Consider the following 14578-nt stretch of genomic DNA (forward strand, 5'->3'; position numbering starts at 1 on the left):
GTGCGCATGGGTGAGGTCGACGCGGTGCAGGTCCCGGGGCCGGGTCGTCCCTCGGTCGCCCCCGCCGTCGGTCACCGCGGCGGCAGCGGCACCGACGGCGGCGACGGCGCCGAGGGCAGCGCGGTCGTGCGGGCGGGCACGCCCCCGGAGGTGCCCCGCGACGGCGGGCTCGCCCCCGGCGCGGAGGTCGGCGGCTACACCGTCGTGCGCCCCCTGGGGCGCGGCGCGATGGGCGCCGTGTACGAGGCCGTCGACGGCGGCGGAGACTCCGTCGCGCTCAAGGTGCTGCACGCCCACGTCGACGCGGACCCCGCCGGGCGGGAACGGCTGCGCCGGGAGGCCGCGGCCCTGCAGCGCCTGCGCCACCCGGCCGTCGCGCAGGTGCTCGACGCCGAGCTGGACGGCCCCTACGCGTTCGTCGTCACCGAGCTGGTCGACGGCGTGACCCTCGAGGAGGAGGTCGACTCCCGCGGCCCGCTGGACGCCGCCGACCTGTACTCCCTGGCGGACCAGCTCGCCGACGCCCTCGAGTCCGTGCACGACGCCGGCGTCGTGCACCGCGACCTCAAGCCGTCGAACGTCATGATCACCACGGCGGGCCCCGTGCTCATCGACTTCGGTATCGCCCAGGGGCCGGGGGACACGCGGACCACCTCGGTGGGGTTCGTCATGGGCACCCCCGGCTACATCGCGCCCGAGCTGCTGGACGGCGCCGCGCCCGTCGCCGAGTCCGACTGGTGGAGCTGGGCCGCGCTGCTCGCCTTCGCCGCCACGGGGCGCTCGCCGTTCGGCGTGCGGCCCACCGAGCTCGTGCTGCGCCGCTCCCGGGAGGGGCGGCCGGACCTCGTCGGCCTCCCGTCGCGCACCACGCGGTCGCTCGCCGGCGCGCTGCAGGCCGACCCGCACCGGCGCTGGGGGCCCACCGAGGTGGTGCGCGCCATGCGCCGCGACCTGGACGACGCACTCGGCGTCGCCGCCGCGCCGGCCGAGGACCACGGCGGGACGCAGCGGATCGTGCAGGGCTTCGAGACGCAGCGCCTGGGGGTGCCCACGCAGGCCGTGGGTCCCGCCGCGGCGGGCGCCGCGGCTGCCGCCGCGTCGACGCCGCCTCCTCCGCCGCCGCCGAGCGTGCCGCCCACCGGCAGCGTGGGCAGCGTCGTCGTCGACCCCCAGGACACCGGCCAGACCATGACCGCGCTCGAACGGGACCGCCTGCAGGCGCAGGACGGCGGGACGCAGGCGATCCCGGTCGGTGACGCGCGCTACAAGGGTTACGACCAGCTGATCACCGAGCTGCCCGTCGAGCCGCAGCCGTACGAGCGGCCCGTGCACCCGCGGCGGCCGGGGGCCGCCGTCGCCCTCGCGGTGCCGCTGGTCGTGCTGGCCGCGACCCGCCCGCTGATCGGGTTCGGGCTGCTCCTGGCGATCGTCGTGCTGTCCCGCGTCGTGGCGACGTCGGGCGACGCGCTGCACCACCGCCGCGAGCGCAAGGGCGTGCGCGGCTCCGACGGGGTCGTGGGCACGCTCCTGTTCCCGTGGCACGCGCTGGTCGGGACGCTGGGCGTTATCCCCGCGGCACTGGTCGGGGCGTGCGCCGGCGTGCTGTGCGTCGTGGCGGGCTGGTGGTTCTTCGGTGCCGGCCACGTCGTGATCCTGCCGCGCGCCGACGTCGAGGCGCGGTCGGTCGGCGGGATGAATGAGGAGATCGTCTTCAACGGGGTGCTGGCCGGGTCGATGGTCGTGGCGCTGCTGGCCACCTGGTTCGGCCCGGCCGGGCGCACGGCCCGTGAGGGCGGGCGCACGCTCCTCGCCCGCGTCGCGCCCGGACGCTGGGGGCCGGTGGTCTTCGTCGCGGTGTGCCTGGTGGCCGCCGCGCTGCTCGCGCAGCCGCTCCTCGACCAGCCGCCGCTCATCGACTGGTGGCCGATGAGCGGCGCCCCCGACCTGCTCTGAGCCCGCTCCGGCGCGGCCCCCGGCGCAGGTAGTCTGGACCGCGTCCCGCCTCTCGCTCGACGCGGCCGGGGGGCCGCCTGTCTCGCACTGCCCGAAGGGATCCCCGAGGACACGATGTCGAACAACAACCCGAACATGACCAAGGCACAGCGCCGTGAGGCGGCGCGCGCCGAGGCGCTCGCGCTGCGCGAGAAGGAGCAGCAGCGCGACAAGCGCAACCGGGTCATCACCCTCTCGGTGCTGGCCGTCGCCCTCGTCGCCCTCGGCGTGGTCGTGTGGATGATCCTGCAGCAGGGACAGAAGAACAGCGTCGACGACGTTCCCCTGGCGGACGTGACGCGGCCCGCGGCGGCGCAGGAGGACGGCGGCATCCCGGTCGGCGCGGACGGCGCGGCCGGCACGTCGAACGAGGGGGCGCCGGTGATCGACGTCTACCTCGACTACATGTGCCCCGTCTGCGGCCAGTTCGAGCAGGTCAACGCCGCGAGCATCGACGAGCTGGTCGGCGCCGGTGACGCGACCGTCGTCTACCACCCGATCTCGATCCTCGACCGGCTGTCCGCCGGGACCGACTACTCGACGCGCTCGGGCGCCGCGGCCGCATGGGTCGCGGACAAGGCGCCCGAGGCGTTCCCCGCGTTCCACCAGGCGCTGTTCGCCAACCAGCCCGCGGAGAACAGCGAGGGCCTCACGGACGAGCAGCTCGCGTCGTTCGCCGAGGAGGCGGGCGCGCCCGCGGACGTCGCCGCCGGCATCTCCGACGGCACCGCCCGGGAGACCTTCGGTCAGTACGTCCACTCGGCCACGATGGAGATCCAGGAGACCGAGGGCTTCACCGGCACGCCGTACGTGCTGGTGGACGGCGAGGTCGTGCAGAACTGGAACGACCCCGCGGCCCTGCAGGACGCCGTCACGGCTGCCGCCGGCGGCTGACCGGCAGCCGATCAGGTAGCGCGGCACGGCCCCGGCCCCGGCCGGTAGGCTGTGTCGCGCTCCCGCCGCCTTAGCTCAGCTGGTAGAGCTCCCGTCTTGTAAACGGAAGGTCGTCGGTTCGAACCCGACAGGCGGCTCCACGCTCCGCACCACCTCGCGGGCCACCTCGCGGGCCACGTCGCGGCACCCGCCGCCCCGGAACTAGCGCGCGGACTCCTGGACGGCCTCGGCGTCGGGGGCCGGCCACGCCGCGGTCGGTGTCGGCCACTTCGGCTCGCGCCCGTCGCCGCTGGACGTGTGCTTGATACGGCGCTGCACCCATGGCACGACGTGCGTGCGCGCCCACTGCGCGTTCGCGCGGGCACGCTCGACGAACGCCTGCGGCGGCAGCGGGTCGAGCTGGGCGGCGTAGGCGGCGTCGTCGGGCGACAGGCCGAGGCCGACGAGGGCGGCGTCCGCGACGCGGCGGTGCCCCTCGGGCGTCAGGTGGATCCGGTCGTCGGACCACATCCGCAGGTCGAACAGCGGGTTGAGGCCCCACAGGTCCAGCACGTGCGCGCCGTGCTTGCGGGCGATCGACCAGATGTTCGCGTTGTACTGCCCCACCCGGCCGCGCGTCCAGCTCAGCCCGGCGCCCGCCTTGAAGCCCGTGCCGAGCAGGACGTCGGCGCCCGTGGCGCGGATCGCGGACACGCTCTGCTCGAGGTGCGCGGACAGCACGTCCACGTCGGCCTGCGGTCGCAGGATGTCGTTGCCGCCGCCGACCACCGAGACGAGGTCGGGCCCGGCCTCGAGCGCCACGTCGACCTGCTCGGCGAGGACCTGCCGCAGCAGCCGGCCGCGGATGGCGAGGTTGGCGTACTCGAGCGGGGCCTGCCCGGCGGCGGCGCGCCGCGCGGAGAGCGCGTCGGCGAGCCGGTCCGCCCAGCCGCGCTGCTTCGCGTCCGACTCGGTGCCGGCGGGGGCGGGGGACCCGTCGGCGAACGGGTACGGGTCCCACAGGCCTTCCGTGAACGAGTCGCCGACGGCGACGTAGCGCGACCAGCGGGGCGCGCCGCCGACGGCGGCCTCGGTGGCCGGGCTGTCTGTCCTGAGGCTGTCGATGGGCTCGGAAGTCACCCGGTCATTCTGCCCCCGCCGACGGGCGGGGTGCTCGCGGTCGCGGTCGCGGGCGTCAGACCAGGCGCCAGTCGACGGGCGCCGCCCCCTGGCTCTCCAGGAGCGCGTTGACCCGGGAGAACGGCCGGGAGCCGAAGAACCCGCGGTACGCCGACAGGGGGCTGGGGTGCGGGCTCTGGACGCTGGGCACGTCGCCGAGCCACGGCTCGAGCGACGCGGCGTCGCGCCCCCACAGGAGGGCGACCAGGGGCCCGCCGCGGGCGACGAGCGCCTTGATCGCCGCCTCCGTGACCTGCTCCCAGCCCTTGCCGCGGTGCGACGCGGGCGCGCCGGGGCGGACGGTCAGCACCCGGTTGAGCAGCATCACGCCCTGGTCCGCCCAGGGCCGCAGGTCGCCGTTCGGCGGCGGCGGGGCGCCGACGTCGTCGGCCAGCTCCGTGTAGATGTTGACGAGCGACTTCGGGACGGGCCGCACGTGCGGCTGCACGGAGAAGGACAGCCCCATCGGGTGGCCGGGCGTGGGGTACGGGTCCTGCCCGACGACAAGCACGCGCACGTCCGCCATCGGGCGCGCGAACGCCGCGAAGACGTCGCGGCCCTCGGGCAGGTACGTGCGCCCGGCCGCGACCTCCGCGCGCAGGAAGTCGCCCATGGCGTGGATCTGCGGCTCGACCGGCGCGAGCACCTCGGCCCAGTCCGGGGCCATCACCTGATCGAGGGGCGGGCGGGCGCTCGTCGTCGTCGCGGTGTCCACGTCGTCGACGCTAGCGCACCGTCGCGGGGGTGCGACGCGCGGGGCGAGGTCGACGGTCGGGGGCCGTGGGCGCGCCATACTGGGACGCCATGAGCGAGATGACGGTCCAGCAGGTGCCCGGGGTCCCCGAGGCGTCGGGGACGACGGCGGACGCGCCCGCCGTCGCGGCGGAGAGCGAGCTCTCCGACCGTGACCGCGAGATCCTCGCCTTCGAGCGGCAGTGGTGGAAGTACGCCGGCGCGAAGGAGCAGGCCGTCCGCGAGCTCTTCGACCTCTCGGCGACGCGCTACTACCAGGTGCTCAACGCCCTCATCGACTCGCCCGCCGCGCTCGCGCACGACCCGATGCTGGTCAAGCGGCTGCGGCGGATGCGCTCGACGCGGCAGCGCGCCCGCTCCGCCCGGCGCCTTTCGGACGCCCAGGGCTGATCCCGGAGGGTTCTTGTGAAGCGGCTGGACGGCTCGCACCGGCGAGCGGATACCCTGTCCGCCGTGAGCAAGAGCCAGTACTCCTACCCGCCAGACGAGTTCGACGTCCGCGGGCCCGAGGGCTCGCCGGTCGGCGTGCACCGCGAGCCGCGCAGCGGGTGGAGCTCGGTGTGGCCGTTCCTCCTGGTCGCCGTGGTGTGCGGCGGCATCGCCGTGGGCGCCGTGACGTTCCTGTCCGACGACAAGGAGCCCAGCTCGCCCCCCGCCGCGGAGCAGTCCGAGGGCGGAGCCGCCGAGGGGGACGCCGAGGGCACCGAGGAGGCGCCCACCGACGAGGAGTCGGACGCGGCCACCGAGCCCGAGGACGAGGCGGCCGAGGGGGAGGGCGAGGAGTCCGGCGAGGAGGAGCCCGCCGACGTCGACGCGCTGTTCGCCTCGGCCGACCCGACGGCGCCCATCCGCGTCGTGAACTCGTCCGCGTACGCGGGCGAGGCGGTCGCCGGTCTCGCGGGCAAGGGTGCCGGGGCGCTGGAGGCCCAGGGCTTCACCGACGTCACGCCCGCCGACGCCGAGTCGAGCGACATCACCACCGTCAACACCGTCTACTACGTGGGCGACCGCGCCGAGACAGCCGCCGCCGTCGCCGGGGTGCTGGGCATCCCCGCCGAGAACACGCAGCAGGTCGACGCGCTGGCCAACGAGGCCGAGGTGACCGCCGTGCTCGGCGAGGACATCGACGCCGCTCCCTGACACCGACGTGTCGGGGACGGGCCGGGACGCGCCCCCGCCCGCCCGGCAGGCGATCGTCTCGGTCAACGAAATCGTGGTCGCCGGTGCTTCCCTCGTCGTGAGGTGCGCCACTAGGCTCGCTCTCACCGTGGGGCGCCGGCCTTGCGGCCCGAGGGAAGCACAAGGAGAAGTACATGGCCCAGGGCACCGTCAAGTGGTTCAACGCGGAGAAGGGGTACGGGTTCATCACCCCGACCGCAGGCGGGCAGGACCTGTTCGTCCACTACAGCGCCATCCAGAGCGACGGCTACCGGAGCCTCGACGAGGGGCAGCCGGTCGAGTTCGAGGTCGGGCAGGGTCAGAAGGGGCCGCAGGCCGAGCAGGTCCGCCCGCTCTGACCTCTCCCCGCACCGCCCCGGAGGCCGGCACCCGACGACGCACGGACGCGTCCCGGGTGCCGGCCTCCGGCGTCTCCGCCGGGCGTGGGCGGAAGGACGCGGGCGCGCCGTCGGGCCATGTCCTCCACGCCCTGGGCGAACGTCTTGCACTCGGCACCCGAGAGTGCCAATAATGACTTAGCACTCTCGAGGGTCGAGTGACAGTCCCGCTCCGGCGGGCCGTCAGGAGACGCCGAGGGTGAAGCACTCGGGTCGACAGGTGAGGCCCCCGCGCGTGCGTGACGTGAACGCCGCGGGGTGGGTCGTCCGTCGCGGGCACCGGCCGGCCGATACAGCCACCAGCGGAGGATCAGTCCCCATGGCCAAGATCATCGCCTTCGACGAGGAAGCTCGTCGGAGCATGGAGCGCGGGCTCAACCAGCTCGCCGACACCGTGAAGGTCACGCTCGGCCCCAAGGGCCGCAACGTCGTCCTGGACAAGAAGTGGGGCGCCCCCACGATCACCAACGACGGTGTCTCCATCGCCAAGGAGATCGAGCTCGACGACCCGTACGAGAAGATCGGCGCGGAGCTCGTCAAGGAGGTCGCCAAGAAGACCGACGACGTCGCGGGTGACGGCACCACCACCGCCACCGTGCTCGCCCAGGCGCTCGTGCGCGAGGGCCTGCGCGTCGTCGCCGCCGGCGCCAACCCGATCGCCGTCAAGCGCGGCATCGAGAAGGCCGTCGAGGCGGTCACCGAGCAGCTGCTCAACGCCGCCGTCGACATCGAGACCAAGGAGCAGATCGCCGCGACCGCCGGCATCTCCGCCGGCGACCCCGCGATCGGCGAGCTCATCGCCGAGGCGCTGGACAAGGTCGGCAAGGAGGGCGTCGTCACGGTCGAGGAGTCGAACTCCTTCGGCCTGGAGCTCGAGCTCACCGAGGGCATGCGCTTCGACAAGGGCTTCCTCGCCCGCTACTTCGTCACCGACGAGGAGCGCCAGGAGGCCGTGCTCGAGGACCCGTACGTCCTGATCGTCGAGTCGAAGATCTCGAACGTCAAGGACATGCTGCCGCTGCTCGACCAGGTCATGAAGGCCGGTCGCCCGCTGCTCATCATCGCCGAGGACGTCGAGGGCGAGGCCCTGGCCACCCTCGCGCTGAACAAGATCCGCGGCACCTTCAAGTCCGTCGCCGTCAAGGCCCCGGGCTTCGGCGACCGCCGCAAGGCCATGCTGCAGGACATCGCGATCCTCACCGGCGGCCAGGTCATCACCGAGACGGTCGGCCTCAAGCTGGAAAACGCCACGCTCGACCTGCTGGGCACCGCCCGCAAGGTCGTCGTGACGAAGGACGAGACCACGATCGTCGAGGGTGCCGGCGACGCCGACCTCATCGAGGGCCGGGTCAAGCAGATCCGCGGCGAGATCGACAACTCCGACTCGGACTACGACCGCGAGAAGCTCCAGGAGCGTCTCGCCAAGCTGGCCGGCGGCGTCGCCGTCATCAAGGCCGGCGCGGCCACCGAGGTGGAGCTCAAGGAGCGCAAGCACCGCATCGAGGACGCGGTGCGCAACGCCAAGGCCGCCGTCGAGGAGGGCATCGTCGCCGGTGGTGGCGTCGCGCTCATCCAGGCCGGTGCCGCCGCGTTCCCGAAGCTCGAGCTCGAGGGCGACGAGGCGACCGGTGCGCAGATCGTCTCCGCGTCGATCTCCGCCCCGCTCAAGCAGATCGCCATCAACGCCGGCCTCGAGGGCGGCGTCGTGGCGGAGAAGGTCCGCAACCTCACCCCGGGTCACGGCCTCAACGCCGCGACCGGCGAGTACGAGGACCTGCTGGCCGCGGGCGTCAACGACCCGGTCAAGGTCACGCGCTCCGCGCTGCAGAACGCCGCGTCGATCGCCGCGCTGTTCCTCACCACCGAGGCCGTCGTGGCCGACAAGCCGGAGCCGGCCGCGGCCGCTCCGGGTGGTGACGGCGGCATGGGCGGCATGGACTTCTGATCGACAGCTGATCCGAGGTCCGCTGCAGCCTGGCGCTGACGCGAACGACGGCGGCCGGTCACCCCTCGCGGGGTGGCCGGCCGCCGTCGTCGTCGCTGCGGGAGGTGTGCCGGGGCGCCGTGGCTCAGCCGGGCTGTCTGTCGGCCGAGTCTGCGGCTCCGCTACGGGCGCGTGCCTCGTCCCTCGGCCCCCACCCTGCGCTGCACCTTCGCCTCAGCCGCAGTCGTCGCAGACGCCCGTCGCCGGGAGCGTCATCGAACAGGTCGGGCAGATGGCCGGCTCCGGTTCGGGGACCGCGTTCTGCCGCTGGGGCGCCGGTCGCTTGCGCGCCGTCGGCGTGCTCGGCCGCGGGGCCGCCTCGAAGCCGCACTTGCGCAGGATCTTGCCGGTGTCGACCTTGCCGCCCGTCAGCTCCTCGGTGGTCGCGGCCCTGCCGGTGGCGTACCGGTGCGCGACGCCGAGGACCGCCTTGGTGTCGTAGGTCCGGCCCTCGTGGGCGAAGGTGTCGCGGGACGCCGCGAAGCCGTAGACGCCCAGGAGGTTCTCGGCACCGCGGGAGTCGTACTCGGTGATCGCCTGGAGGATGTGTTGCCGGGTCACGGCGGAGAAGGTAGCCACACCACGAGAGTAGGCGCACCGGGAGCACCTCCCTGCCGCTCGGGCTTGCCCAGGGGCGTGAACCGCGACACGCGGCGCGGCCCGGCCGTCAGGGACCGGACCGCGCCGGGGGTCAGCGCGCGAACAGGCGGGACGCCTGGGCCTCCGCGTCCGCGTAGGTGCGCGACGCCGAGGACAGCGCCGCGGTCACCGCGTCGAGCGCCGCCTCGACCTGCGTCTGCGTGGTCTGCCACTGCCCCATGACGCCCGCGAAGGACGTCGCGGCGCTGCCGTGCCAGCTCGACTGCAGGTCCTGCAGGTGGCGCATCATGGCGCCCACCTCCGAGCGGATCGCCCCGACGGACCCGTTGACCGCGGCGCTCGCCTGCGCCACCCGCTCGCTGTCGACCTCGTACCGCACGTGCTCCTCCTTCGTCGTCCCACCCGTGCTCGGGCTGCCGACGACGACGCTAGGCGGAACGCGACCCTGCCGGCGGCCGTCCTCCACAGCCTGTGGACGACGGTGCCGGGCGAGCGGTGCGGGGTCGCTTCAGGAGCGCTCGGGGCCCGCGGGCGTCTCGGCCTCGAGCCGGGAGCGTTCCTTGAGCAGCCGGTGCAGCTCCGCGTCGACGTTCTGGCGGGCCGGCTCCTCCCACGCGGCGCCGAGCGGGCTCCAGTACAGCGACGGGCGCTTGAGCAGCTTGGTCAGCACGCGGATGCGGGCGTCGAGAAAGTCCGGCAGGGGGATGTGGGCGTACTCCGCGCGCACGTCGGCGATGTACTCGCGGTAGCGCTGGGGCTCGGCCGCGAGCATCCCCAGGTCGGCGTCGTTGAGGACGGCGGAGTCGACGTCACCCGCGAGCGGCTTGTGCCGGGCGAGCGAGTCGACCAGCTGCGCCACCCGCTCCGCGGAGGCGGCGGGCACGCCGAGCCCCGTGAGCTGGGAGCGCGCCAGCTCGGCGCTGACGGTGGTCTGCTCGCCGCCCTGCGTGGCATAGGCGACCTTGCGCGCCGCGTCGAACACGGCCCCGTGGTACCAGGCGGCGAGCCGGACGAGGTCGGGCTCGTGCGTCTCCTCGGACAGCTCGTCGACCCGGTGCAGGACGTCGGCGAGGTGGCGCAGGTTGTGGAACCGCCGGTCGGGGGCCGACCACCGGCCCACCAGGTCCCCTCCCACCTCGCGGACCGCGTCCACGTCGGCGGTGGCGCCGGCGCCGCGAGCGGCCCGGACGAACGCGGAGAGGAACCAGGCAGGTGCGTCGGCGCTGATCACGCCCATCGCTATCAGGCTTTCGGTCGTCGGGTGGTGCGGCTCGTGCATTCTGCCGCACCTGCCGTCAGGTTACGACCACCGGGGGCAGCGCGACACGGACCGTGAGCCCGCCGCCCGGCGTGTCGGCGACGGACACGTGCCCGTCGTGGGCGCCCACGATGGCGGCGACGATCGCCATGCCCAGCCCGGAGCCGCCCGAGGTGCGGTTGCGCGACGAGTCGGCGCGGTAGAACCGCTCGAAGATCCGGGCCGCCTGCTCGGGGGCGATGCCGGGCCCGTGGTCGCGCACCTCGACCACCGCGCCGCCGTCGGGCGCCGTGCCGACCGCGAGCTCGGCGGGCGAGCCGGCGGGGGTGTGCCGGGCGACGTTCCCGACCAGGTTGGTGAGCACCTGGCGCAGCCGGTCCGGGTCGCCGGTGGCGGGCACGGCCGTGGGCGGGGCGCCGTCGTGCAGGCCGACCACGGCGACCTCGCGCGACGGGTCGAGGGCGTGCAGGTCCTGCACCGCGTCGCGGGCCATCGCGGCGAGGTCGACCTCCTCGCGGCGCAGGGGGCGGCCCTCGTCGAGGCGGGCGAGCACGAGCAGGTCGTTCACGAGCGTGCTCATCCGCCGCGCGGAGTCCTCGATGCGGCCCATCGTGTCGTCGACCTTCGCGGGCGTGTCGAGCGCGCCCATCCGGTACAGCTCGCCGTAGCCCTTGACGGTGGCCAGCGGCGTGCGCAGCTCGTGGCTCGCGTCGGAGACGAACCGGCGCATGCGCCGCTCCGACTCCTCCTGGGCGGAGAACGCCCGCTCGATGTGCGCGAGCATCGTGTTCAGCGACCGGGACAGCGAGCCGACCTCCGTCGTCGGTGGCAGGTCGGGGACGCGCTGGGAGAGGTCGCCGTCCGCGATCTCTGCGGCCGTCGCCTCGATGCGGCGCAGCGGGCGCAGGGACCGGTGCACGAGCAGCAGCGCCGTCCCGCCGCCGAGCAGCACGATGCCGAGGCTGGAGATCATCAGGGACCGGGTGAGGAACGAGATCGTCTCGTCCACACCGACCAGGGGCAGGGAGACGTACGCGGAGCCGACCGGCTCGCCGCCCGAGGTGTACACGAACGGCACCACCCGCCACTGCGCGTCGTCCTGGCCGCCCGTCGAGGAGACCGTGAACGGCTCGCCCTCGTGGGCGGAGACCTCGTCGAGCGTCTCGCGCGGGATGTTCGGCGTGCCGAGGAGCTCCTCGGTCTGCGGCCAGGCGATCGTCCTGCCGACGCCGTTCGCGTCGCGGATCGTCACGGCGTAGTCGGTGGGGATCTGGGGGGAGGGGGAGTCGGGCGCGCGGAACGTGATGTTGGCGACCGCCGTCGCCGACTGCTTGAGCTGCTGGTCCACCTGCCGCACGAGGTAGTCGGAGACCACGGTGCGGGTCACCGCCGCCGCCAGGATGAGGCCCGCCGTCAGCAGCAGCACCGTGACGGCGACGAGGCGCGTGCGCAGCGGCACGCGCTGCAGCCAGCCCGGCCGGGCGTCGTCGGACACCGGCTTCCCGGTGGCCGACGCCTCGGTCACGGGCTCCTCGGGCGTGCCGGGCGGCGGGAGCGCGCTCATCGCGCCTGCGGCGCCCGCAGGAGGTAGCCCACGCCCCGCTTGGTGTGGATCAGTGCGGGCAGCGTGACGTCCTCGCCGTCGGGCCCGGTGACGGTGAGGTGGTCGATCTTGCGGCGCAGGTAGGAGATGTACGACTCGACGATGTTGGCGTCGCCGCCCCAGTCGTACTGCCACACGTGGTCGAGGATCTGCGCCTTGGACAGCACGCGGCCGGCGTTGAGCATGAGGTAGCGCAGCAGCTTGAACTCGGTGGGGGACAGCTCGACCTCGACCCCGGCGCGCCGCACCTCGTGCGAGTCCTCGTCGAGCTCGAGGTCGCCGACGCGCAGGACGGCCTCGTCCTCCGGCTCGCCCGCGTGCGTGCGGCGCAGGACGGCGCGGATGCGGGCCACGACCTCCTCCAGGCTGAAGGGCTTGGTGACGTAGTCGTCGCCGCCCACGGTGAGCCCCTGCACCTTGTCCTGCGTGTCGTCGCGGGCGGTGAGGAAGAGCACGGGCGTGTGCCGGCCGGTGGAGCGCATGCGGCGTGTCACGGTGAAGCCGTCCATGTCGGGCAGCATCACGTCGAGCACCACGAGGTCGGGCTCGACGTCGCGGACCAGCTGCAGCGCCCCGTTCCCGTCGGCGGCCGCGTGCACCTCGAACCCCGCGAACCGCAGGGAGGTGGACAGCAGCTCGCGGATGTTGGGCTCGTCGTCGACGACGACGAGGCGTGCCTCGGGTGCGCTCATGCTCCCCATGGTGCGTCCGGTTCCTGGAGGATGCCTGGGAACGTGCTTGGACCCACCCGGTCGTCCCGGGGCCGGTACCGCGCCGGCCCCACGCGCGGCCCCGCGCGTGGGGCCGCGGGTGTCGGTGGCCTCCGCGAGGATGGGGGCCGTGCGGATCACGGGGGACCAGCGGCGACGGCGGCTCGTCGCGCATCAGCTCGCGCTCGGCGTCGACCGGCCGGGGCTGCCCGCGGCCAGGTCGCCCGAGGACGTCACGCGGCGCCTGGTCGCGCTGCACGCCACCGACGCGCCCAGCGTGCACCTCGCCGTCCTGGCCCGGGTGCCCGGCCTGACGCTCGACGACGTGCGCGACGCGCTCTTCGAGCGGCGCGACCTCGTGCGGGTGCTCGGCATGCGCCGCACGATGTTCGTGGTGCGCCGGGAGATGGTGCCCGTGGTGCACGCGGGGGCGGCGACGGCCGTGGCGGGGCGCCTGCGCGCCCGGCTGCTCAAGGAGCTCGCCACGCTGCCCACCGACCCGCCGGTCGCCGACCCCGAGGCGCTCCTCGCGGCGGCGGAATACCAGGTGCACGCGGCCCTCGTGGAGCACGGGCCGCTCGACGGCGCGCAGCTCTCGCGGGCGGCGCCGCTGCTGCGCACCGCGTTCCTGCCCACCACCGACAAGGCCTGGGACGTGCGCCGCACCATGACGTCGCCCCTGCTCGCCGTGCTGTCGGCCGAGGGCAGCGTCGTGCGGGGCGAGCCGCGCGGGGCGTGGACGTCGCCCCGGCACGTGTGGGAGCTCATGACCGACTGGTTCCCGGACGGCATCCCCGCGCTCGACGAGGACGCCGCGCGCGTCGAGCTCGCGCGCGCCTGGCTGGAGGCCTTCGGCCCGGCGACGGTGGCCGACCTGAAGTGGTGGACCGGGTGGAACCTCGGTCAGGCCCGCCGCGCGGTCGCGGCGCTCGACGTGCGCGAGGTGGAGGTCGAGGTGGGCGCGCCCGGCGCGGACGTCCAGGTCGCCGACGGCGTGATGCTGCGCTCCACCGACCTCGACGGCCTCGGCCCGGCAGGCCCGGCCGACGACGTCGCGCAGGGCCACGCGGCCCTGCTGCCGACGCTCGACCCGACGACGATGGGGTGGACCGCCCGGGACTGGTACCTGGGCCCGCACCGCCCGTTGCTGTTCGACAGCGCGGGCAACGCGGGCGCGACCGTCTGGTGGCAGGGGCGGGTGGTCGGCGCCTGGACGGCCCGGCCGGACGGCGAGGTCGTGTGGCGGCTGCTCGAGGACGTCGGCCCCGAGGGCGAGGCGGCCGTCGCCGCCGAGGCCGCGCGCATCGGCGCGCTGCTCGGCGGCGTCGGGTTCACGCCGGGGTACGTGACGCCGCTGTACCGCGAGCTGCGGGCCTGAGCCCGCCGGTCAGAGGTAGCGCAGCGGGTCGAACTCGTCGAGCGGGATGATCCGCACGCGCGGCAGCGGGGCGGTGAACGCGTCGGCGTCGCCCTCCAGGTCGAAGGTCTCGAGACCCTTCTCGACGAGCGGGGTGAACTGCGCGTTGACGAACTCGCGGAACGCGAGCAGCCCGACCCGGCGGTCGGTGCCGAGCAGGGCCTCCATCTGCGGCAGGAAGTCGCCGTCGTGGCTCGCCAGGAGCACGTCGCCGTCGCGGTCGGCGAGCGCCTCCAGCGTGCGCTGGATACCGACGTCCACGACCTTCTCCGTGCCGGACGACGCCAGCGGGATGGGCTTGTAGCCCATCGCGAGCAGCGCCTGCACGAACGCCATGGGCATCTGCCCGCTGCTGGCGTTGAGGAAGAAGAGGGGGACGACCTCCTGGTCCCAGACCCGGTGCGCGAAGGAGGAGACGCGGTCCCAGCGCGGGCGCTCCTCCGGGTTCGGGCGCCTGCTCAGCACGTTCATGCCGAGGGTGGCGTCGATGTTCTCCCCGTCCACCAGGAGGTACGTGCGGCGGGCGGGAGCCTCTGCGGGCGCGGACGGCGTGGAGGAGGGCGCAGCCGTCGGCGTCGGGCCTGCGAAGGAGGGGGACATGGGCCCAGCGTATCCGCCCGCCCCCCTGCGCGACGCGGCGCGGACGGTGCCGG

Annotated in this window: 15 protein-coding genes and 1 tRNA gene; 8 read left to right on the forward strand and 8 right to left on the reverse strand. The window is 74.4% G+C overall.

The window, feature by feature from the left end:
* Positions 1 to 6 precede the first annotated feature (6 nt).
* From IEW03_RS03465 to IEW03_RS03475, 3 genes are all read left to right on the forward strand, one after another.
* Positions 7 to 1953 carry a serine/threonine-protein kinase gene (locus IEW03_RS03465; RefSeq protein WP_188522254.1) on the forward strand — a complete coding sequence of 649 codons (1947 nt, stop codon included), beginning with the start codon at positions 7 to 9 and terminating at the stop codon, positions 1951 to 1953.
* Between the two features lie 135 nt (positions 1954 to 2088).
* On the forward strand, positions 2089 to 2886 hold the full coding sequence (locus IEW03_RS03470; protein WP_229737352.1) for a DsbA family protein: 798 nt from the start codon (positions 2089 to 2091) through the stop codon (positions 2884 to 2886).
* Between the two features lie 64 nt (positions 2887 to 2950).
* Positions 2951 to 3026: transfer RNA gene (locus IEW03_RS03475), tRNA-Thr, on the forward strand.
* Positions 3027 to 3087: 61 nt separating this feature from the next.
* Here the strand turns inward: IEW03_RS03475 and IEW03_RS03480 are convergent.
* Complete coding sequence (locus tag IEW03_RS03480; protein WP_308808195.1) at positions 3088 to 4005, reverse strand: SGNH/GDSL hydrolase family protein; 918 nt, start codon at positions 4003 to 4005, stop codon at positions 3088 to 3090.
* A gap of 55 nt (positions 4006 to 4060) precedes the next feature.
* Positions 4061 to 4711, reverse strand: a complete 651-nt coding sequence (locus tag IEW03_RS03485) for a uracil-DNA glycosylase (protein ID WP_229737425.1) — start codon at positions 4709 to 4711, stop codon at positions 4061 to 4063.
* 137 nt (positions 4712 to 4848) lie between these two features.
* Here IEW03_RS03485 and IEW03_RS03490 point away from each other — a divergent pair, with 137 nt between their 5' ends.
* The 4 genes from IEW03_RS03490 (at position 4849) to groL (ending at position 8298) form a co-directional block, all read left to right on the forward strand.
* On the forward strand, positions 4849 to 5187 hold the full coding sequence (locus tag IEW03_RS03490; RefSeq protein WP_188522257.1) for a DUF3263 domain-containing protein: 339 nt from the start codon (positions 4849 to 4851) through the stop codon (positions 5185 to 5187).
* 63 nt (positions 5188 to 5250) lie between these two features.
* On the forward strand, positions 5251 to 5937 hold the full coding sequence (locus IEW03_RS03495) for a LytR C-terminal domain-containing protein (RefSeq protein WP_188522258.1): 687 nt from the start codon (positions 5251 to 5253) through the stop codon (positions 5935 to 5937).
* 173 nt (positions 5938 to 6110) lie between these two features.
* Entirely contained in the window at positions 6111 to 6314 is a 204-nt protein-coding gene (locus tag IEW03_RS03500) for a cold-shock protein (RefSeq protein WP_188522259.1), read from the forward strand.
* Between the two features lie 358 nt (positions 6315 to 6672).
* Positions 6673 to 8298 carry a chaperonin GroEL gene (groL, locus tag IEW03_RS03505; RefSeq protein ID WP_188522260.1) on the forward strand — a complete coding sequence of 542 codons (1626 nt, stop codon included), beginning with the start codon at positions 6673 to 6675 and terminating at the stop codon, positions 8296 to 8298.
* Between the two features lie 213 nt (positions 8299 to 8511).
* Here groL and IEW03_RS03510 read toward each other — a convergent pair whose 3' ends face one another.
* The 5 genes from IEW03_RS03510 to IEW03_RS03530 all read right to left on the reverse strand — a co-directional run bounded on the left by IEW03_RS03510 (position 8512) and on the right by IEW03_RS03530 (position 12490).
* Positions 8512 to 8898, reverse strand: coding sequence for a ScoMcrA-related endonuclease (locus tag IEW03_RS03510; RefSeq protein ID WP_229737353.1), 387 nt, complete (start codon positions 8896 to 8898; stop codon positions 8512 to 8514).
* A 130-nt stretch (positions 8899 to 9028) separates the two neighbouring features.
* On the reverse strand, positions 9029 to 9316 hold the full coding sequence (locus tag IEW03_RS03515; RefSeq protein ID WP_188522262.1) for a WXG100 family type VII secretion target: 288 nt from the start codon (positions 9314 to 9316) through the stop codon (positions 9029 to 9031).
* Between the two features lie 129 nt (positions 9317 to 9445).
* Positions 9446 to 10174, reverse strand: coding sequence for an HD domain-containing protein (locus tag IEW03_RS03520; RefSeq protein WP_188522263.1), 729 nt, complete (start codon positions 10172 to 10174; stop codon positions 9446 to 9448).
* 58 nt (positions 10175 to 10232) lie between these two features.
* Entirely contained in the window at positions 10233 to 11759 is a 1527-nt protein-coding gene (locus IEW03_RS03525) for a sensor histidine kinase (protein ID WP_188522264.1), read from the reverse strand.
* Positions 11756 to 12490: a response regulator transcription factor gene (locus IEW03_RS03530; RefSeq protein WP_188522265.1), complete on the reverse strand. Its 735-nt coding sequence runs from the start codon at positions 12488 to 12490 to the stop codon at positions 11756 to 11758. Before IEW03_RS03530 ends, IEW03_RS03525 begins: the two co-directional genes overlap by 4 nt.
* Before the next feature lie 148 nt (positions 12491 to 12638).
* Here IEW03_RS03530 and IEW03_RS03535 point away from each other — a divergent pair, with 148 nt between their 5' ends.
* The gene (locus IEW03_RS03535; RefSeq protein ID WP_188522266.1) at positions 12639 to 13886 is read left to right on the forward strand and encodes a winged helix DNA-binding domain-containing protein; all 1248 of its coding nucleotides are present in this window, start codon (positions 12639 to 12641) and stop codon (positions 13884 to 13886) included.
* Positions 13887 to 13895: 9 nt separating this feature from the next.
* Here IEW03_RS03535 and IEW03_RS03540 read toward each other — a convergent pair whose 3' ends face one another.
* Complete coding sequence (locus IEW03_RS03540; RefSeq protein WP_188522267.1) at positions 13896 to 14525, reverse strand: NYN domain-containing protein; 630 nt, start codon at positions 14523 to 14525, stop codon at positions 13896 to 13898.
* Positions 14526 to 14578: the final 53 nt, after the last annotated feature.

Origin of the sequence: Isoptericola cucumis (assembly GCF_014635665.1) — a bacterium.
Lineage (GTDB): Bacteria > Actinomycetota > Actinomycetes > Actinomycetales > Cellulomonadaceae > Isoptericola > Isoptericola cucumis.